15 protein-coding genes and 4 tRNA genes are annotated in these 19,218 nt (G+C 66.3%); 15 read left to right on the plus strand and 4 right to left on the minus strand.

What is annotated here, in order from left to right; genetic code table 11:
- Nucleotides 1-33 precede the first annotated feature (33 nt).
- Entirely contained in the window at nucleotides 34-1,002 is a 969-nt protein-coding gene (locus KHC27_RS17865) for a hypothetical protein (RefSeq protein WP_213340746.1), read from the minus strand.
- 1,501 nt (nucleotides 1,003-2,503) lie between these two features.
- On the opposite strand from KHC27_RS17865, the gene KHC27_RS17870 reads away from it, so the two are divergent.
- Entirely contained in the window at nucleotides 2,504-3,568 is a 1,065-nt protein-coding gene (locus KHC27_RS17870) for a hypothetical protein (RefSeq protein WP_213340747.1), read from the plus strand.
- A gap of 136 nt (nucleotides 3,569-3,704) precedes the next feature.
- Here the strand turns inward: KHC27_RS17870 and KHC27_RS17875 are convergent.
- A tRNA-Thr gene (locus KHC27_RS17875) sits at nucleotides 3,705-3,779 on the minus strand.
- Between the two features lie 332 nt (nucleotides 3,780-4,111).
- On the opposite strand from KHC27_RS17875, the gene KHC27_RS17880 reads away from it, so the two are divergent.
- The 3 genes from KHC27_RS17880 (at nucleotide 4,112) to KHC27_RS17890 (ending at nucleotide 5,587) form a co-directional block, all read left to right on the plus strand.
- Nucleotides 4,112-4,528, plus strand: a complete 417-nt coding sequence (locus tag KHC27_RS17880) for a cysteine rich repeat-containing protein (RefSeq protein ID WP_213340748.1) — start codon at nucleotides 4,112-4,114, stop codon at nucleotides 4,526-4,528.
- Nucleotides 4,529-4,565: 37 nt separating this feature from the next.
- Entirely contained in the window at nucleotides 4,566-5,180 is a 615-nt protein-coding gene (locus tag KHC27_RS17885; RefSeq protein ID WP_213340749.1) for an OmpA family protein, read from the plus strand.
- Between the two features lie 65 nt (nucleotides 5,181-5,245).
- Nucleotides 5,246-5,587, plus strand: coding sequence for a RidA family protein (locus tag KHC27_RS17890; RefSeq protein WP_213340750.1), 342 nt, complete (start codon nucleotides 5,246-5,248; stop codon nucleotides 5,585-5,587).
- 88 nt (nucleotides 5,588-5,675) lie between these two features.
- Here the strand turns inward: KHC27_RS17890 and KHC27_RS17895 are convergent, their stop codons facing one another.
- Entirely contained in the window at nucleotides 5,676-7,340 is a 1,665-nt protein-coding gene (locus tag KHC27_RS17895; RefSeq protein ID WP_213340751.1) for an MFS transporter, read from the minus strand.
- A 304-nt stretch (nucleotides 7,341-7,644) separates the two neighbouring features.
- Nucleotides 7,645-8,487: a TrmH family RNA methyltransferase gene (locus KHC27_RS17900; protein WP_213340752.1), complete on the minus strand. Its 843-nt coding sequence runs from the start codon at nucleotides 8,485-8,487 to the stop codon at nucleotides 7,645-7,647.
- A 250-nt stretch (nucleotides 8,488-8,737) separates the two neighbouring features.
- On the opposite strand from KHC27_RS17900, the gene KHC27_RS17905 reads away from it, so the two are divergent.
- From KHC27_RS17905 to rpoB, 11 genes are all read left to right on the plus strand, one after another.
- Nucleotides 8,738-8,822 (plus strand) — tRNA-Tyr (locus tag KHC27_RS17905).
- Between the two features lie 35 nt (nucleotides 8,823-8,857).
- A tRNA-Gly gene (locus KHC27_RS17910) sits at nucleotides 8,858-8,931 on the plus strand.
- Nucleotides 8,932-9,359: 428 nt separating this feature from the next.
- The gene (gene tuf / locus KHC27_RS17915; protein ID WP_213340753.1) at nucleotides 9,360-10,550 is read left to right on the plus strand and encodes an elongation factor Tu; all 1,191 of its coding nucleotides are present in this window, start codon (nucleotides 9,360-9,362) and stop codon (nucleotides 10,548-10,550) included.
- 579 nt (nucleotides 10,551-11,129) lie between these two features.
- Nucleotides 11,130-11,206, plus strand: a tRNA-Trp gene (locus tag KHC27_RS17920).
- A 151-nt stretch (nucleotides 11,207-11,357) separates the two neighbouring features.
- Nucleotides 11,358-11,555, plus strand: coding sequence for a preprotein translocase subunit SecE (gene secE / locus KHC27_RS17925; protein ID WP_213340754.1), 198 nt, complete (start codon nucleotides 11,358-11,360; stop codon nucleotides 11,553-11,555).
- A gap of 5 nt (nucleotides 11,556-11,560) precedes the next feature.
- Nucleotides 11,561-12,091, plus strand: coding sequence for a transcription termination/antitermination protein NusG (gene nusG / locus KHC27_RS17930; protein WP_213340755.1), 531 nt, complete (start codon nucleotides 11,561-11,563; stop codon nucleotides 12,089-12,091).
- Nucleotides 12,092-12,237: 146 nt separating this feature from the next.
- Nucleotides 12,238-12,684, plus strand: coding sequence for a 50S ribosomal protein L11 (rplK, locus tag KHC27_RS17935; RefSeq protein ID WP_213340756.1), 447 nt, complete (start codon nucleotides 12,238-12,240; stop codon nucleotides 12,682-12,684).
- Between the two features lie 4 nt (nucleotides 12,685-12,688).
- Entirely contained in the window at nucleotides 12,689-13,390 is a 702-nt protein-coding gene (rplA, locus tag KHC27_RS17940; RefSeq protein ID WP_213340757.1) for a 50S ribosomal protein L1, read from the plus strand.
- A 465-nt stretch (nucleotides 13,391-13,855) separates the two neighbouring features.
- Nucleotides 13,856-14,374: a 50S ribosomal protein L10 gene (gene rplJ / locus KHC27_RS17945; RefSeq protein ID WP_213340758.1), complete on the plus strand. Its 519-nt coding sequence runs from the start codon at nucleotides 13,856-13,858 to the stop codon at nucleotides 14,372-14,374.
- Between the two features lie 50 nt (nucleotides 14,375-14,424).
- A complete protein-coding gene (gene rplL, locus KHC27_RS17950) occupies nucleotides 14,425-14,799 on the plus strand; it encodes a 50S ribosomal protein L7/L12 (protein WP_213340759.1) in 375 nt (124 codons plus the stop codon).
- Between the two features lie 263 nt (nucleotides 14,800-15,062).
- Nucleotides 15,063-19,193, plus strand: a complete 4,131-nt coding sequence (gene rpoB, locus KHC27_RS17955; protein ID WP_213340760.1) for a DNA-directed RNA polymerase subunit beta — start codon at nucleotides 15,063-15,065, stop codon at nucleotides 19,191-19,193.
- Nucleotides 19,194-19,218: the final 25 nt, after the last annotated feature.

Consider the following 19,218-nt stretch of genomic DNA (forward strand, 5'->3'; position numbering starts at 1 on the left):
CGTGGTTGCGACGGCAGATGGTTGCCGCCCCGCTCAGGCGCGGTTGGGGCCGGATGTGCCGCTGCGATCTGCGACGCGCCGCATCGGCATCGGCGAGGCCGGGCGGGCCTGAGGCGCATGCCCCGCGCCGTCATGGTCCCGATCGTAGGCGGACTGTTCCGCCTCCATCCGCTCGCGCTTCAGGCGCCTCTCGGCCTGCTGGCGCTCCAGCTCCTGGCGGATGCGCTCGCGGCGTCCCAGCTCGAGCGGCATGGGAGCAAGATTGCGCTGGGCGGCGAGCGCGGAGTGACGCTCCGGCGCGGCCTCGGTGTGGCGGGCCAGCGCCTGCCGCACAATATCGGGAATCTCCAGCTTGAAGGGCAGGTCTTCCAGCGACACCGGCGGCTCGTGCGCCGCGCCGCCGTCTCCCTCCGCCGCCGCACCGAAGCGGGCGTCCTCGTCGCGGGCGCGTTCGCGTTCCGCCAGAGCAATGATCAGATCTTCGGCGATCTTCTGCACCAGCTGTTCGTTCTGCACCGCGACCGGCCCGGCATCGTTCGCGGGAGCCACCGTCCACGCGGTCTCCTCCAGCAGCCGGACGGAACGGCGCGTGGCCGCCATGGGCTGGCGCGGCACCGGCGCGGCCTCGGGGAGGGGCGGCTCCGGCGACCGGCTGGCCGCGGCGGGCTGGCTGTGGCGGCCGGCTTGTGCGTGCGGCGCCGGCACCTCCCGGCGAACGGCTTCGGCCGGCCGGATGTCCGCCGCCGCCGCCGGGGTGTCCCCGGAAATGTCTATGGCGAGGATGGGCGCCGTGGCGGTCAGCTCCGCCTTTCGCTCCTCACGGGCCGCGGGCGTGGATTGACGCTCCAGCTCGCGGAGGGCCGCCTCAAAGGCCATGTCGTCCTCAGCCGCCACATCATCCGCCGAAGCGCCGGGCGCCTCGAACGCAGGTATCTGCGCCAAGGCCTCCGGCGCGGGCCGAACAGGAGCGAAGGAAAACGCTTCGTCCGGCACCTCCGCCATGCGGGGAGGGCGGGTGCTCTGGGGTGGGGTGGCAGTCGCCCCGGTCATGTCCAGCTCGAGCCGGGGCAACACATCCGCCGCGGGACGGTAAGCCCGCTCGGCCGGCGCCGGCGAGGCCGGGGTCTCGGCGGGCGGGGCGCTCACCACGTTCGGCTCGCCCGCATTCGCGGCGACCTGGGCGGCAATGAGAGGGCGCCGACGGGGCGCCTGCCGTGTGGCCGCGCCCGCTGCCGGGGTGCCCGCCGGCCGTGCGCGCCGAATCCCGCCCTTTTCGGCGGCCGGGAGCGGCTTCGCCTGCGGACGTATCCGCGCGACGCGAACGGCGCCGGCCTGGACCAGCGTGCCGACCAGGGAGGAGGCATGGCCGCGAAGCGCCGCGAGGCGGGAAGACATGGACAGCGCGCCCTCCCCCGACCCGGTGGCGGCACCCTTGTCGGTGGTGCGGCGCTGCTGGCGCGCCTCCCATTCGGTCAGGGCCCACATCGCGGACGCGCCGAGGCCGGCGCCGGTGCACAGGTCGAGGGCGCTCACACCGGGAACCACGAACACATAGGTCAGGCAGATGCTGGTCACGCCCACGACGCTGATCGGCGCCTGCCATTCCGGTTTCATCTCGCCCTCCGCATTACGGGCAAGAGTTTAGGGTGATTCGCAGCGGCGCCACCCCGCCGCAGACGGTCGGTCCCCAAGTTTAAATGCCCCCATCCGCTCCCGGATCGGAGAATGCCAGATCAGGAAAAGACGAGAAACCGGAACAAGATACCGGAAAGAAGTCGAGATTTCGGCTTCCGCGCTCTTTACCGGGGGAAGAGAGGGCCGCGTTGGGTGCTCGGCGCGGTTGCCGTCGGCCGGGTGTAACAGGCGGGCGACAGGAAATAGATCAATTCGTGACATTTTGTCGCGCCAGCCTTTTCCTGCGGGAAAGGCCGCGACGCCATGGGGCCTCAGGCGGTGGCTGGCGTGGGAGCGACATGCGAGCGCTTTCTGGTGGGCGCGAGCGGGTAACCGAACGGGGATCCCGCGCATCGGCGGTGCCAATATCGAATTACCGCCCGGGCTTCGGCTTTGCAGGGCCGGACGCGCGGGGCTGCCCGGCCGGTAGTGTCCCCATCCACCTGTCTCGGCGGGGGTTGGCCGATCGTCTTTACCCTGACAATTCTAGACGTTACTGATCGTCAGCCGCGCGAGGCTCCAACGCTTCCATCGAATTGTTGGGTGTCCGGCTTGTCGGTGGTCGTCATCTTCATAAAGATTATTGCATTAATCTGCGATTTAGTAAATCAGCGAATGTCTTAATTCGTCGTTGGCGCGTTCGGCGATCTTTACTCTATCAATTATGCTGTTGTTTCGGTTCTAGGTGTGATTGTCATTTCAGAGGGTTTCGGTTTCATTTAAATGATATGAAAATCAATCCGATACGGATGTATATTCAATAGCGATTGCCTTCAAGCCAACGACGAATTTGGGTGATGGCTGCTATTCTTTCTCGTTCAGGTGCAAGTTGAGCATCGAGAACGGTTATGATCTGCTCGGCGTTCACCCGGACAGCACGTCGTTTCGGGCGCCCTATTGGGGCTATGAAATTACGAGCCTCCAGTCGCAGACCAATTGTGTCGGGCGGGTCTTCAATCTCAATTCCGGCGTGGCCGCGGGAGCGCCGGCGGGCGTGATCGACAAGGTCTATATCAAGGCTCCCCACCGCGCGGCTTCGGCGGGGTGCGCGTTCCGCGTCGGTGCCCAGACCGGCCTGAGGATCAATTCGATCGAAGTCAATGATGCGATCAATCGCGTGCTGCTGCTGGAAAGCTGTCCGAATTTGTCGATCGGCATGCTCCGCTTTGAGAAGGCATCGGTTGCCCCATCCTCCGACCTCATCGCGGTGGCGGGGGAGAGCGCTACGGTCGTCATCGACACGCTTGAATTCCAGACCGTCGATTTCGCCGGCGCCGGCGTCGCCTATGGTCTGCTGGCCAATGTCTCGGCGCGCGTGTCCATAACGGGCGCCCTGCGGGTGAGCAATTCGACCGGCAACGCCTCGGGCCAGTTCCGCGCGGTCCAGACCGCCAATGAGGGGCGGATCCTCCTGCCGCCGGTCATCGCGATGCAGTCGACCGACGCCTATGTGCGGCTTTATGCGGCGAGCGCGGGTGACCGGATCGAGTTCAACAGCGCCGAAACGGCGGGGCCCTGGTTCCTGTCGAACGTGGCGTCGGCAAGCAGCAGCCCGGCCTGGCTGGTCTACGACCCCACCACCGCCTATACCGCGCTGCCCTCGCCGACGGATGGCTATCTCGTGGGCTTGTTCGTCTATCTCACCGCTCCGGTCAGCTCCGGCACCTTGTCGGTGTATCCGTCGATCAATGGGGCCACGATCGGTTCGCCGGCCTTCAACGTGCAGATCACGACGGGCTCGTCGGGTGTCAATTATCTGACGCCGGGCTGGGATCCCTCGGTTTCCAGCGCGCACAGGATTGCCAAGGGCGATCGTCTCGCGGTCACGCTCAATGCGGCGGCCCTCACCGGCGGCGGCGGGGCGACGGTGATGATGCTGATCGCGACCCGGTAAGTCCCCGCGCGATGTCCTCCGCGGCATCGTGGCCTCTGCCCGCCGCATCGCGGCACGGCATCTGTAGCAAACCTCTCCGCGGCACCCCCCGGGCGCCGCGATGACGATGAGGCCGGCTGCGTTCGTGACGGGGAATTGGTGCCGGCTGAGGGGATCGAACCCCCGACCTTCGGTTTACAAAACCGCTGCACTACCGCTGTGCTAAGCCGGCTCCTGCGGCACCGGACATCGGGTGCCTTTCCTTGATGTGCCGAACCGCGCCCGGCCCGGGCGCCTGATCGGCATGTCTTATGCCGCGCTTGTCCTCTATTCGCAAATCGCGGCCCCGCAGCCGTGATAGACCCATGCGCCACCCCGACCTAGCAAGACCTGCGGCGGCAGGCAACCGGTTGTCGAGTATGACTGATTTGCTTCAAAATCCCGTGTTGCGTCGGGAGGTATGATCTGCAACAGGAAGGCATCCCGGCGTAAGCCGGAGCGGGTTCCGCCAGGCTTACGGCGGTGGGGCCCGGACATCGTCTCGCGCATGGAGGGCGGACAATCATGACACGACTGATGCTGCTGGCAGGAATGATCCTGGCCGGCCTGACCATGGGCGCCAGCGCCCAGACCCTGAGCTACGCCGAAGCCGGCGCGCTGATCGCCAAGAGCTGCGGGCCCTCGATCGAGAAGTACTGCTCGAAGGAAAACATCGGCACCGGCAAGATCATGGACTGTCTCAAGTCCCATCAGGCCGATGTGCCCCCGCAGTGCTTCGCGGATTTCTCGGCCGTCTTCGCCTCGATCAACAAGCGGGTGGCCGCGCAGGGTGATGCCTACAAGGCCTGCAATGCCGACATTCGCGCCTATTGCTCCGGCGTGGCTCCCGGCGACGGCAACATCCTCAGCTGCCTGGTCGATTCCAAGGCTGTCGTGAAGGGTACCTGCAAGCAGGTGCTGCTCGATGCCGGCTGGTACTGACGGTCTGGCTGCTCACGCTCACGGAAAGATCACAACCATGTCGAGCCTCATCCGCCTCGCCAGTGCCGCGGCCCTTGCCGCCGCCCTTTGCGCCCCGCTGTCGCTGCCGGCCTCCGCGCAGACGGCCACCTCCTATGGCCAGATCATCCAGGGTCTGACCGCGGTGACCACCGATTCTCCGGTCATCGATGCCCAGGCCCTGCGCAACTGGGCCCAGAACAGCGTTGCCCAGAACGCCGCGATCCCGCCGACCCAGCCGGAGATCGTCAAGAAGCTGTTCTCGCTGGCGCAGATCACCGTGCAGATCCAGTTCGCGCTCAACTCCGCGATCATCCGCCCGGAATCCTATGAGGCGATCGGCTCCATCGCCGACGCCATGCACCACCCGATCCTGTGGAACTATCGCTTTGCCGTCGTCGGCAATACCGATGCCACCGGCACCCGTGCGTATAACCTGAAGCTCAGCCAGGAGCGCGCGCAGGCCATTGTCGATGCGCTCGTCACCCTGTACCGGGTGGACCCGGCGCGTCTCGAGGCCGTCGGCCTCGGCCAGGAAGCGCTGCAGAACGCGAAGAATCCGGACGACCCGATCAATCGCCGCGTCCAGATCTTCAACATCGGAACGCTGAAGCCGATGCCGTCGGCGCAGTGACGTCTGCGACCGTGGTGTGGCGCCGGCGGAGACCTCTCCGCCGGCATTTTGTTTGGAGATGAGAGATGAGCATTACCCGGATTGAGACCGGCCCGCGCATGAGCCAGGCCGTGATTCACGGCTCGACCGTCTATCTCGCCGGCCAGGTCGCGAAGGGCGACGGCGTTGCCGCCCAGACGGCGGCTATCCTCGCCGAGATCGATCGCCTGCTGGCCGCGGCGGGATCGGACAAGACCAAGATCCTCGCCGCCACCATCTATCTCACCGACATGGCCACCTTTGGCGAGCTGAATGCGGTTTGGGAAGGCTGGGTCGCCCCGGGCCACCCCCCGGCCCGCGCGACTGTCGAGGCTGCGCTGGCGACGCCGGAATACAAGGTCGAGATCGTCGTCGTCGCGGCGATCTGAGCGCCGGCCGCTGCGGCGGTTCGCTCTCAATGAAGCATGACGGCCCCGCTCGCGCGGGGCCGTTTTCATTTGACGGAGGCGGTTGGCGTCAGTGCCAGTCTTCGATGTTCCGGTCCTTGGTCTCGGGCAGGAAGATGAGCCCGATCACCACGGTCATCAGCGCGATGATGATGGGGTACCACAGGCCGGAGAAGATGTTGCCCGAGGCGGCCACGATGGCGAAGGCTGTGGGCGGCAGGAAGCCGCCGAACCAGCCATTGCCGATGTGGTAGGGCAGCGACATGCCGGTGTAGCGGATGCGGGTCGGGAACAGCTCGACCAGCAGCGCCGCGATCGGGCCGTAGACCATGGTGACATAGAGCACGAGAACGAAGAGCAGGCCGATCAGGGTCAGCGACCGGCTGTCGCTCAGCACGCCGCCAATGCTCGGCTGCTTGATGATCGAGGGGTCTCCGGCCTTCGGATAGCCCGCCGCCTGCGCCGCCGCCACCAGTGCCGCGCCGGTGTTGTCCGCGGTGGGAACGTCGGTGCCGTTGACGGTTGCCACAACGGGGCTGCCCGCGGCGCCCGGCAGCAGCGTGTAGTGCATCGAGTTGGTTGCCAGCGTGCGCCGGATCACGTCGCAGGGCCGGGTGAAGACGCGCACGCCGACCGGATCGAACAGCGTGCCGCAGCTCGCGGGATCGGCGGTGAGTTCGATCTTCACCTCGCTGGTCGCCGCGATAAGCTTCGGATTGGCGGTGCGGGCGATCAGTTCGAACAGCGGGAAATAGGTCGCCGCGGCGATGAGGCAGCCGGCGATGAGGATGGGCTTGCGCCCGATCTTGTCCGACAGCCAGCCGAAGAACACGAAGAAGGGCGTGCCGAGCAGGAGGCCGAAGGCGATCAGCAGGTTCGCCGTGGTGCCGTCGACCTTGAGGGTCTGCGTCAGGAAGAACAGCGCGTAGAACTGGCCGCAGTACCACACCACGGCCTGGCCGGCGGTGGCGCCGAACAGGGCGATCAGCGCGATCTTGGCGTTCGACCACTTGCCGAACGCTTCGGTAAGCGGCGCCTTGGAGCGGGTTCCTTCGTCCTTCATCTTCTGGAAGGCGGGGGATTCCGCAAGCTGCAGGCGAATCCAGAGCGAGAAGCCGAGCAGGATGATCGACAGCAGGAACGGCACACGCCAGCCCCAGGCCGCGAAGGTCTCCGGCGTCATGGACAGGCGCAGCGTGAGGATGACCAGCAGGGACAGGAACAGACCCACCGTCGCGGTGGTCTGGATCCACGAGGTGTAGAAGCCGCGCCGTCCATGCGGGGCATGCTCGGCCACGTAGGTCGCGGCGCCGCCATATTCGCCGCCGAGCGCAAGGCCCTGGGCGAGCCGGCAGAGGATGAAGATCACCGGCGCGGCATAGCCGATGGTGTCGTAACCGGGCAGCAGACCGACGACGAAGGTGGCGATGCCCATCAGCGTCATGGTGACGAGGAAGGTGTATTTGCGACCGATCAGGTCGCCCAGCCGGCCGAACACCAGCGCGCCGAACGGGCGCACCGCGAATCCCGCCGCGAAGCCGAACAGCACGAAGATGAACTTTGCGGTGTCGTTGCTGCCGGGCACGAAGGTCGCGGCGATGTTTGCCGCGAGCGAGCCGGCGAGATAGAAATCATACCACTCGAAGACCGTGCCGGCGGAGGAGGCGATGATCACCTTCCTCTCTTCCCGCGTCATGGGTGGCGGCGCCGCGGTGCCGCTGGCTGATACGCTCATGTGCTGCTTCCCTTCCCCTCGTTTATCCTCGCGGGCGTGCGCCCGGTGCGAGACCGCGGCGATGCGCATGGAAAAGCGCACGCGGACCCTCACATCGACGCAGAGCCGGCCGAATCCATTCAGCGAGTCGGGGAAGCCTTTCGGGCTGCCCTCCACCCGGTTCGTTCCTCCCGGAACCGCGCACTACAGGCGGCAAGGTTCCGGCTTTTGCGCGGAATTACTCAGACTCCATGCGCTTATGTTCGGAAGCTTGGCGAAAAGCTGCCGTTCTGACGATTGGTAATTGGTCGTAAAACCTTCAGCCTCAACCGGCCGTAGTGCGGATGGCGCGGCGGGCGATGTGCAGGGCGAGCACCGCGGCGTTCGAAACATTGAGGCTGACGATCGCGCCCGGCAGGTCGATCCGCGCGAGGGTGTCGCAGGTCTGCCGGGTCAGCTGGCGCAGGCCCTTGCCTTCGGCCCCGAGCACCAGCGCCAGCGGCGCCCGCAGGGCGGTGTCCAGGAGGTCGGCGGGGCCTTCGCTGTCGAGGCCGACCACCTGCACCCCGCGCTTCTTCAGCTCATCGAGAGCACGGGCGAGGTTGGGCACGAAACAGAACGGCACGTGTTCCAGGCCGCCGCTGGCGCTCTTGGCCAGCACACCGGTGGCGGCGGGGCTGTGGCGGGCGGTGGTGACGATGGCGCCGACCCGCAGTGCCGCCGCGGAGCGGACGATGGCGCCGACATTGTGGGGGTCGGTGATCTGGTCGAGCACCAGCAGCAGGTCGCAGCGCGCCGCTTCCTCCAGACTGGGCGAGGGCAGGGGGTCGGCTTCGGCGAAGATGCCCTGATGGACCGCATCCGGCTCCAGCAGACGGTCGATCTCGCCGGGGCGGACGATCTCGGCGGCCGGGTGCGGTGCGATGCCTTCCTCCGCGAGGCGCTTGGCCGCGTTCTCCGTGACCAGCAGCCGGCGGATTCGCCGGCGCGGGTTGCGCAACGCCTCGGCGACGCTGTGCCAGCCGTAGAGAATCGCGACGTCGCCGGGCCATTCGCCAAAGGGGCGGGCCGCCGGCCGATCGCGGCCGCCGCCGGCCGCTCGACGCTGGAAGCCGCCGGAACCCTTGCGGTCGGCAGAACGGGTGGGACGTGGCGGGCGCTCGCTCATGCGCGGTTCTTGTCACGCCGGGAGGCGATTGGCAATTTCGACGGTAACACGGCGGACGGATCCGGCTGGGGACAGAGCCGTGCCGGGGTTGACAGGGCAGGGGCACCTCACCATAAACCCGCCCTCACGGTTCACCTGCCTCGGCGACCATTGCCGGGCCGGGTCTCCGGGCAGTCGACAGGCGCCGTCGCGTGAATGCGGCGGGCAGGTCGACCGAGACGTCGAGAAGTGAAGTCGTCACGTACGACTTGGGGGAGTGTCCCGAGCGGCAAAGGGGGCGGACTGTAAATCCGCTGGCTATGCCTTCGTAGGTTCGAGTCCTACCTCCCCCACCACGTCCTCTGCCGCAGAATGTCCGGTCATGGCGACTGCGGGTGTAGCTCAATGGTAGAGCAACAGCCTTCCAAGCTGATGACGAGGGTTCGATTCCCTTCACCCGCTCCAGCCTCGCCCATGCCATCCCGAGACATGATTCACCGCTCTCCGCGTGAGCGGGCAGCCGCGGCGCGCGGCGCATCATCTTCAGCGAGCTGGTCGCCACGGGCGATACGCCCTTCGGCACGCTGCCCGACTTCGCTTCGGCCGGGAAGATTCGGGATGCCCTGAACGGTGAGCCGACATGTCCCGCTTGCGCGGCTTTTGGCCGCTCGCGGGGGTTGATCGATCTGGCCGGCGACGGAATTGGGCTTCCACCGGACCGGACCGGCAGGGGCGCCGCGCCGGCACCGTGATTCGCCCGGTCGGCGCCCCCGGCGCGCGACGGCCTCGACAAGGGCGCGGCCATTGCCGCGGGGCACTTGCGAAAGCGCCGGAAACCGCCTATCCCACGCCCCGATTTTGCGGCTCGATGTGTCGCCTGAAGGAAACGAGCTATGGCCAAAGAGAAATTCAACCGTTCGAAGCCGCACTGCAACATTGGCACGATTGGCCATGTTGACCATGGCAAGACGTCGCTGACGGCAGCGATCACGAAGGTTTTGGCCGAGGCGGGCGGCGCGACGTTCACCGCTTACGACCAGATTGACAAGGCGCCGGAAGAGAAGGCGCGCGGCATCACGATCTCGACGGCGCATGTCGAGTACGAGACGCCGAACCGTCACTACGCGCATGTGGACTGCCCCGGCCACGCCGACTACGTGAAGAACATGATCACGGGCGCGGCGCAGATGGACGGTGCGATCCTTGTGGTTTCGGCGGCGGACGGCCCGATGCCGCAGACCCGCGAGCACATCCTTCTGGCCCGCCAGGTCGGCGTTCCCGCGCTGGTGGTGTTCCTGAACAAGTGCGACATGGTCGACGACGAGGAGCTTCTCGAGCTGGTCGAGCTCGAGGTTCGCGAGCTGCTGTCGAAGTACGACTTCCCGGGCGACGACATCCCGATCATCCGCGGTTCGGCGCTGGTGGCGCTTGAGAATGGCGATGCCAAGCTCGGCCATGACGCGATCCTCGAGCTGATGAAGGCGGTCGACGCCTACATCCCGCAGCCGGAGCGCCCGATCGACCTGCCGTTCCTGATGCCGATCGAGGACGTGTTCTCGATCTCGGGCCGCGGCACGGTGGTGACGGGCCGCGTCGAGCGCGGGATCATCAAGGTTGGCGAGGAAGTCGAGATCGTCGGCATCCGTCCGACGGTGAAGACGACGGTGACCGGCGTCGAGATGTTCCGCAAGCTGCTGGACCAGGGCCAGGCGGGCGACAATGTCGGCGTGCTGCTGCGCGGCACCAAGCGCGAGGACGTTGAGCGCGGCCAGGTCGTGTGCAAGCCGGGTTCGGTGAAGCCGCACACCAAGTTCAAGGCCGAGGCGTACATCCTGACGAAGGAAGAGGGCGGGCGTCACACCCCGTTCTTCACGAACTACCGCCCGCAGTTCTACTTCCGGACGACGGACGTGACCGGCATCGTGACGCTGCCGGAAGGCACGGAAATGGTGATGCCGGGCGACAACATCACGGTGGACGTGGCGCTGATCGTGCCGATCGCGATGGAAGAGAAGCTGCGCTTCGCCATCCGTGAAGGCGGCCGCACCGTCGGCGCCGGCGTCGTCGCCTCGATCATCGAGTGATCCGGCGGCTACGGCCGCTTCCGTCACCGTTTCATGAAGGAGCGCCCCATCCGGGCGCTCCTTTTCTTTTGCGCGGCGTGCCCTGAGGGGCGGGTGTCGCGGCAGGATGCGAGCGCGTGCCGGCGGCAGCGGATGGCCCGCCGGCGAATCGCGTCAATTGGGGGGCGCCATGCCCGGAGCCAGCCGGTGCCGCCGCCGCGCCCTCGGTTTCGCCCTGCTGCTGTTGGCGGCTGGCATCGTGCCGCTCCATGCGGAATGCCCGGACCACCCGCCGTGCCGGGGCTGCGGCTGCAAGGGCGGGCCGGGCTATCGCGGCCCCGATGGCCAGTGCGTCGGCTTTCGGCACCTTTATCGGGTCTGTGGCAACCCGCCGGACAGTCGTTGCACCTTCGAGAACGCGCCCGGCACCGGCGCGAATCGGGAGTGCGTCCTGTCGCCCCGGCCCAAGCGCCGCGAAGTGCCGGCCGTGGAGATGCCGCCGGCATCCGGGCCTGTGGAGTGAGCCGTCTCCCGCGCCGCATCCCCTTTACATCGGTGCGGCGGAACTCTAGGAAGAGCGCCGCCTGCTTCGCGGGCTGTAGGAGTGTAGCTCAACTGGTTAGAGCACCGGTCTCCAAAACCGGGGGTTGGGGGTTCGAGTCCCTCCACTCCTGCCACTCACGCCGCCAGCCGGCGCGGGAGGCGGACGGCCACAGTCACGCGACCCTTTACGCGACGGGTTTAGCAGGCTATAGGCCCGCCCTGCCTCATTGACTGACAGGAAAGCGCGGGGGCGTGTTCCCGCGCTATGGGCGTTTCGAGACGAGCATGGCGAAGACGAATCCGGTCGAGTTCTTCCAGCAGGTCCGCGCCGAAGCGCGAAAGGTGACCTGGCCGACCCGTCGCGAGACCCTGATCACGACGGCGATGGTGTTCGTCATGGTGGTTGTCGCCTCGCTCTTCTTTCTGGTCGCGGACCAGATTCTGAGCTTCGCGGTGGCGCAGCTCCTGCAGATCGGGCGGTGAGAGCCATGGCGAAGCGCTGGTACATCGTCCACGCCTATTCGAACTTCGAGAAGAAGGTCGCGGATTCGATCAAGGAACAGGCCGCCCAGCGTGGCCTTACCGATCTGTTCGACCAGGTGCTGGTGCCGACCGAGAAGGTCGTCGAGGTGCGGCGCGGCCGCAAGGTGGACGCCGAGCGCAAGTTTTTTCCCGGCTATGTGCTGGTGAAGATGGACCTGACCGACGAGGCGTTTCATCTCATCAAGAACACGCCGAAGGTCACCGGCTTCCTCGGCGCCGACAACAAGCCGATGCCGATCGCCGAGGGCGAGGCGATGCGCATCCTCCAGCAGGTGCAGGAGGGCATCGAGCGCCCGAAGCCGTCGATCTCCTACGAGGTCGGCGAGACGGTGAAGGTGTCGGACGGCCCGTTCGCGTCGTTCAACGGCGTGGTCGAGGAGGTCGACGAAGGCCGCTCCCGCCTCAAGGTGGCGGTGTCGATCTTCGGTCGCGCCACGCCCGTGGAGCTCGAATTCGGTCAGGTCGAGAAGACCTGATCGCTTCAGGCCGGTTCGCCGGCCGTTTACGGGCCGGTTTCGACCGGTCCAAAGGTCGTGGGAGGGCAGGGGCGACCGCCAATCGCTTCATCGCCCGGACCACGTGCCCCGCGCCGGCAGGTCGCCGGCATTTCTGGGAGTAAGACATGGCAAAGAAGATCACCGGCTATGTGAAATTGCAGGTGCCGGCCGGGTCGGCGAACCCCGCCCCCCCGATCGGTCCTGCGCTCGGCCAGCGCGGCCTGAACATCATGGAGTTCTGCAAGGCGTTCAACGCCCAGACCGCCCAGATGGAGAAGGGCATGCCCATCCCCGTCCTGATCACCGCGTATCAGGACCGGTCCTTCACCTTCGAGCTGAAGACCCCCCCGGTCTCCTACTTCCTCAAGAAGGCCGCCGGCCTGCAGACGAAGAAGAAGCCCGGCTCCGGCCACAAGACCCCGGGCAAGGGCTTCATCGGCAAGATCTCGCAGGAACAGATGCGCGAGATCGCCGAGAAGAAGATGAAGGATCTGAACTGCGACACCGTCGAGTCGGCGGTCCGCATGATCGAAGGCTCCGCCCGTTCGATGGGCCTCGAGGTGGTGGGTTGATCTGATGGCCAAGATTGCGAAGCGTGTCCAGGCTACCCGCGAGGGTATCGACCGGGCGAAGCTCTATGGCCTCGACGAGGCTCTCGGGCTCGTGAAGGACCGGGCCAACGCCAAGTTCGACGAGACCATCGAGGTGGCGATCAACCTCGGCGTCGACCCGCGCCATGCCGACCAGATGGTCCGCGGCGTGTGCAACCTGCCCAACGGCTCCGGCCGTACCGTGCGGGTCGCGGTGTTCGCTCGCGGCGCCAAGGCCGACGAGGCCAAGGCGGCCGGTGCCGACATCGTGGGCGCCGAAGACCTGCTGGAGACGATCCAGGGTGGCACCATCGAGTTCGATCGCTGCATCGCGACCCCGGACCTGATGCCGCTGGTCGGTCGTCTCGGCAAGATCCTCGGCCCGCGCGGCCTGATGCCGAACCCGAAGGTCGGCACCGTGACCATGGACGTCAAGGGCGCCGTCGAGGCGGCCAAGGGCGGCGCGGTCGAATTCCGCGTCGAGAAGGCCGGCATCATCCACGCCGGTATCGGCAAGGCCTCGTTCCCGGTCGACAAGCTCGCCGAGAACATCCGCGCCTTCGCCGATGCCGTGGTTCGGGCGAAGCCCACCGGCGCCAAGGGCACCTATGTCCAGCGCATCGCGGTGTCCTCGACCATGGGCCCCGGCGTGAAGGTCGACACCAGCTCGGTGCTGTCGCCGGCGTGATGCCGGAGCCGCGCCGGTCGCGGAGGCGTGACCGGCGCGTATGCGGAATTGTCAACCCCCCGATGCGAAGAGGGGGCTGACAAGTCCCCTGTTAACCTCTATATCGCAGGTTTCGCTCTGACTCGTTTGAGCGGAGCTGATGACATTCCAGGCTTTCGTCCGCCAACCCGGACGAAGGGGCCGGTAGGGTTCGCCCTGCCGGCCTAAGTCCTGTCCGAGACTGCAGGTGCCAAGCCCTCCGGGGCGCGGCGTAATCCCGACCGGGGCCTGCATAGACGGGGTACGACCGCAGTGCTTGTGCCGTCCCAGGACGGCTCTTGAATTTCGGCTCGAACCAGCGCCTTGGCCGGATCGCTTCGGACCCAAGGGGACAGGATATTCACCCGTCGTCCCGCCTCCCGGCGGGCCGGCAAGGCGCAAACCGGCGGAGGGTTCCCATCCTTCCGCCACCGGAGAGCAAGAGAAGTGGATCGCGCTCAAAAAGAAGAGCTCGTCACGACGCTCGCCGATGTGTTCCAGAACACGTCGGTCGTTGTCGTGGCCCACTATTCCGGTCTCACCGTCGCTCAGATGTCCAAGCTGCGTCAGCAGATGAAGGCGAGCGGCGCGACCGTGAAGGTGGCCAAGAACCGCCTCGCGAAGATCGCTCTCGAAGGTTCGGACGTCGCACATGTCGGTGCCCTGCTGAAGGGCCCGACCGTGATCGCCTATTCCAGCGATCCCGTTGCGGCGCCGAAGGTTGCCGTCGAGTTTGCCAAGGCGAACGACAAGTTCGTCATCCTTGGCGGCGCGATGGGCAAGACGGCCCTCAATGTGGACGGCGTGAAGGCTCTGGCCACGCTGCCGTCCCTCGATGAACTGCGCGGCAAGCTGGTCGGCCTCATCCAGGCCCCGGCGACCAAGATCGCCCAGCTCACCACCGCGCCGGCGGCGAAGCTCGCCCGCGTGTTCGGGGCCTATGCCAAAGAGAACGAAGCCGCGTGAGGCTTTCCCGGTAATACTGGTTCGAACCAAAATCCAAGGACTTAGGTAAAATGGCTGACCTGTCGAAGCTCGTTGACGAGCTGTCCAACCTCACCGTTCTCGAGGCCGCCGAGCTCGCGAAGCTCCTCGAGGAGAAGTGGGGCGTTTCCGCTGCCGCCGCTGTGGCCGTGGCCGCTGCCCCCGGCGCTGCCGCCGCCGCCCCGGTGGAAGAGCAGACCGAGTTCACCGTCGTTCTGGCTGCCGCCGGCGACAAGAAGATCGAGGTCATCAAGGAAGTCCGCGCCATCACCGGCCTGGGCCTCAAGGAAGCCAAGGACCTCGTCGAAGCCGCTCCCAAGCCCGTCAAGGAAGGCGTGACGAAGGAAGAGGCCGAGAAGATCAAGGCGCAGATCGAGAAGGCCGGCGCCAAGGTCGAGCTTAAGTGATCTGACACGTTTCGGGGGCGCCGCGTCAGCGGCGTCCCCGTTCCGTCGGGCGATGCGTCCGGCGGCAATGGAGGACCCTGACGGTTCTCCCGGCGACCGGAGGCCAAGGCCGCGGTCGCCCGGCGAGCCGTCAGACGCCGTGCAGGGCCGAACGGAGGGCGGGCCGCCTTCCGTCCCGGGCCGGGCGGTGCTCATGCGGTCCCTTGATCCAGCGGCGGGTCAAGGGCGCGCGGACGGAACACTCGGACGGAGCGAGGATCGACATGGCGCAGACGTTCACCGGTCGTAAGCGGGTCCGCAAGTTTTTCGGCAAGATCCAGGAAGTGGCGGAGATGCCGAACCTCATCGAGGTTCAGAAGGCATCCTACGACCAGTTCCTGCAGATCCAGGAGCCGAAGGGCGGGCGCGACGACGACGGCATTCAGGCGGTTTTCAAGTCCGTCTTCCCGATCTCGGATTTCGCTGGCGCGGCCATGCTGGAGTTCGTGCGCTACGAGTTCGAGCCGCCGAAGTACGACGTCGATGAATGCCGGCAGCGTGGCATGACCTTCGCCGCGCCGCTGAAGGTCACCCTGCGTCTCATCGTGTTCGATGTCGATCCCGACACCGGCTCCAAGTCCGTCAAGGACATCAAGGAGCAGGACGTCTACATGGGCGACATCCCGCTCATGACCTCGAACGGCACCTTTATCGTGAACGGGACCGAGCGCGTCATCGTCTCGCAGATGCACCGTTCGCCGGGCGTGTTCTTCGACCACGACAAGGGCAAGACGCACTCCTCGGGCAAGCTGCTGTTCGCCGCCCGCATCATCCCCTATCGCGGTTCCTGGCTGGACATCGAGTTCGACGCCAAGGACATCGTGTTCGCGCGCATCGACCGTCGCCGCAAGATTCCCGTCACCAGCCTGCTCTTCGCCCTCGGCCTCGACGGCGAGGAGATCCTCAACACCTTCTACAACACCATCACCTTCTCGCGGACGAAGGACGGCTGGCGCATGCCGTTCGATCCCAAGCGGATGAAGGGCTACAAGGCGGTTGCCGACCTTGTTGACGCCGACACCGGCGAGATCGTGATCGAGGCCGGCAAGAAGATCACCGTCCGCCAGGCGCGCCAGCTCGCCGAGAAGGGCCTCAAGGCGCTGCGCATCGGCGACGACGAGATGGTCGGCCAGTACATCGCCGAAGACCTCGTCAACATGCAGACGGGCGAGATCTATGTCGAAGCCGGCGACGAGATCACCGAGAAGACGCTGAAGCTGCTCGCCGACATCGGCTATGACGAGGTGCCGGTTCTCGAGATCGACCACGTCAATGTGGGCGCCTATATCCGCAACACGCTGGCGGTCGACAAGAACATGACGCGCGAGGACGCGCTGTTCGACATCTACCGTGTGATGCGCCCGGGCGAGCCGCCGACGCTCGATTCCGCGCAGGCGATGTTCCACTCGCTGTTCTTCGATTCCGAGCGCTACGACCTTTCCGCGGTCGGCCGCGTGAAGATGAACATGCGCCTTGATCTCGACTGCCCGGACACCGTGCGCGTGCTGCGCCGCGACGACATCCTGGCGGTCATCAAGACGCTGGTGGAGCTGCGCGACGGCAAGGGCGAGATCGACGACATCGACCATCTCGGCAACCGCCGCGTCCGTTCCGTCGGCGAGCTCATGGAGAACCAGTACCGCGTCGGCCTGCTGCGCATGGAGCGTGCGATCAAGGAACGTATGTCCTCGGTCGACATCGACACCGTGATGCCGCAGGACCTCATCAACGCCAAGCCGGTGGCGGCGGCGGTGCGCGAGTTCTTCGGTTCCTCGCAGCTCTCCCAGTTCATGGACCAGACCAACCCGCTGTCGGAGATCACGCACAAGCGTCGTCTCTCGGCGCTGGGTCCGGGCGGCCTGACGCGCGAGCGCGCCGGCTTCGAGGTGCGCGACGTGCACCCGACCCACTATGGCCGCATCTGCCCGATCGAGACGCCGGAAGGCCCGAACATCGGCCTGATCAACTCGCTGGCGACCTTCGCCCGCGTGAACAAGTACGGCTTCATCGAAGCGCCGTATCGCCGGGTCCGCGAGAGCCAGGTGCAGGACGAGGTGGTCTATCTCTCCGCCATGGAGGAGGGGAAGTACTACGTCGCCCAGGCGAACATCCCGCTCGACGGCGAAGGCCGCTTCGTCGAGGACCTGATCGTCTGCCGTCATGCCGGCGACGTGCTGCTGGTGACTCCGGACCGCGTCGACTTCATGGACGTGTCGCCCAAGCAGCTCGTCTCGGTGGCCGCGGCGCTGATCCCGTTCCTTGAGAACGACGACGCCAACCGCGCGCTGATGGGCTCGAACATGCAGCGCCAGGCGGTGCCGCTGGTTCGCGCCGACGCGCCCTTCGTCGGCACCGGCATGGAGTCGGTCGTCGCCCGCGACTCCGGCGCGGCGATCGCGGCCCGCCGCACCGGCATCATCGACCAGGTGGACGCCACCCGCATCGTCATCCGCGCGACCGAGGACAACGACCCCTCGAAGTCGGGCGTCGACATCTACCGCCTGCAGAAGTTCCAGCGCTCCAACCAGTCCACCTGCATCAACCAGCGTCCGCTGGTGCGTGTCGGCGATTGGGTGAAGAAGGGCGACATCATCGCGGACGGTCCCTCGACCGACCTCGGCGACCTCGCGCTCGGCCGGAACATCCTCGTCGCCTTCATGCCGTGGAACGGCTACAACTTCGAGGACTCCATCCTTCTGTCCGAGAACATCTCGAAGGGCGACATCTTCACCTCGATCCATATCGAGGAATTCGAGGTGATGGCCCGCGACACCAAGCTCGGGCCGGAGGAAATCACCCGCGACATTCCGAACGTCTCGGAAGAGGCGCTGAAGAATCTCGACGAAGCCGGCATCGTCTATATCGGTGCCGAGGTTCAGGCGGGCGACATCCTCTGCGGCAAGATCACGCCGAAGGGCGAGAGCCCGATGACGCCTGAGGAGAAGCTGCTGCGCGCCATCTTCGGCGAGAAGGCGGCCGACGTGCGCGACACCTCGCTGCGCGTTCCTCCGGGCGTCACCGGCACGGTGGTCGAGGTCCGGGTGTTCAACCGCCACGGCGTCGACAAGGACGAGCGCGCCCAGGCGATCGAGCGCGAGGAGATCGAGCGTCTTGCCAAGGACCGCGACGACGAGCAGGCGATCCTCGATCGTAACGTGTTCGGCCGTCTCGCCGAGATGCTGGACGGCAAGGTCGGCGTCAGCGGCCCGAAGGGCTTCCGCAAGGAGACCGCGCTGACCCGGTCGGTTCTGGCGGAGTATCCGCGCAGCCAGTGGTGGCAGTTCGCGGTGGCGGACGACCAGCTCATGGGCGAGCTGGAGGCCATGCGCAACCAGTACGACGAGTCGAAGAAGCGGCTGGAGCAGCGCTTCCTCGACAAGGTCGAGAAGCTGCAGCGCGGCGACGAGCTGCCGCCCGGCGTGATGAAGATGGTGAAGGTCTTCATCGCGGTGAAGCGCAAGATCCAGCCGGGCGACAAGATGGCCGGCCGTCACGGCAACAAGGGCGTGGTCTCGCGCATCGTCCCGGTCGAGGACATGCCGTTCCTCGAGGACGGCACCCCGGTCGACATGGTGCTCAACCCGCTCGGCGTGCCGAGCCGGATGAATGTCGGCCAGATTCTGGAGACGCATCTGGGCTGGGCCTGTGCCGGTCTCGGCAAGGTGATCGACCGTGCGGTTGAAGCCTACAAGGCGACGCACGATATCGCTCCCCTGAAGGACGCGTTCGGCAAGGTCTATGGCGATGACGAGACCGTCTCCTCGCTCGACGAGGAAGGTCTGGTCGAGCTGGGGTCGAACCTGCGGCGCGGTGTTCCCATCGCCACCCCGGTGTTCGATGGCGCCCGCGAGGCGGACATCGAGCGCATGCTGGAGCTGGCGGGTCTCGACCGCTCGGCGCAGTCGACCCTGTTCGACGGCCGCACCGGCGAGGAGTTCGATCGAAAGGTGACCGTCGGCTACATCTACATGCTGAAGCTGCACCACCTGGTCGACGACAAGATCCACGCGCGGTCCATCGGCCCGTACTCCCTCGTCACCCAGCAGCCGCTGGGCGGCAAGGCGCAGTTCGGCGGGCAGCGCTTCGGCGAGATGGAGGTGTGGGCGCTCGAGGCGTATGGCGCGGCCTATACGCTGCAGGAGATGCTCACGGTGAAGTCGGACGACGTGGCCGGTCGCACCAAGGTCTACGAAGCCATCGTGCGCGGCGACGATACCTTCGAGGCCGGCATTCCCGAGAGCTTCAACGTGCTCGTCAAGGAAATGCGGTCGCTCGGTCTCAACGTCGAATTGATGAACTCGAAGACCCTTTCCGCGGTTCCCGGCGCCGGCGAAAGCCTGCCGGCGGCCGAGTGACCCGATAGACGTCGACAGGATGCGG

This window comes from Ancylobacter lacus (assembly GCF_018390635.1).
Classification (GTDB): domain Bacteria; phylum Pseudomonadota; class Alphaproteobacteria; order Rhizobiales; family Xanthobacteraceae; genus Ancylobacter; species Ancylobacter lacus.

Bases quoted from the DNA above. Each gene is read 5' to 3' on its own strand.
- KHC27_RS17890 (WP_213340750.1), top strand. From the start codon at position 5,246: ATGAGCATTACCCGGATTGAGACCGGCCCGCGCATGAGCCAGGCCGTG.
- secE (WP_213340754.1), top strand. From the start codon at position 11,358: ATGGCGAAGACGAATCCGGTCGAGTTCTTCCAGCAGGTCCGCGCCGAA.
- KHC27_RS17885 (WP_213340749.1), top strand. From the start codon at position 4,566: ATGTCGAGCCTCATCCGCCTCGCCAGTGCCGCGGCCCTTGCCGCCGCC.
- rpoB (WP_213340760.1), top strand. From the start codon at position 15,063: ATGGCGCAGACGTTCACCGGTCGTAAGCGGGTCCGCAAGTTTTTCGGC.
- rplL (WP_213340759.1), top strand. From the start codon at position 14,425: ATGGCTGACCTGTCGAAGCTCGTTGACGAGCTGTCCAACCTCACCGTT.
- KHC27_RS17900 (WP_213340752.1), bottom strand. From the start codon at position 8,487: ATGAGCGAGCGCCCGCCACGTCCCACCCGTTCTGCCGACCGCAAGGGT.
- rplA (WP_213340757.1), top strand. From the start codon at position 12,689: ATGGCCAAGATTGCGAAGCGTGTCCAGGCTACCCGCGAGGGTATCGAC.
- KHC27_RS17880 (WP_213340748.1), top strand. From the start codon at position 4,112: ATGACACGACTGATGCTGCTGGCAGGAATGATCCTGGCCGGCCTGACC.
- KHC27_RS17895 (WP_213340751.1), bottom strand. From the start codon at position 7,340: ATGAGCGTATCAGCCAGCGGCACCGCGGCGCCGCCACCCATGACGCGG.
- KHC27_RS17865 (WP_213340746.1), bottom strand. From the start codon at position 1,002: ATGGCGGAGGTGCCGGACGAAGCGTTTTCCTTCGCTCCTGTTCGGCCC.
- nusG (WP_213340755.1), top strand. From the start codon at position 11,561: ATGGCGAAGCGCTGGTACATCGTCCACGCCTATTCGAACTTCGAGAAG.
- rplK (WP_213340756.1), top strand. From the start codon at position 12,238: ATGGCAAAGAAGATCACCGGCTATGTGAAATTGCAGGTGCCGGCCGGG.
- tuf (WP_213340753.1), top strand. From the start codon at position 9,360: ATGGCCAAAGAGAAATTCAACCGTTCGAAGCCGCACTGCAACATTGGC.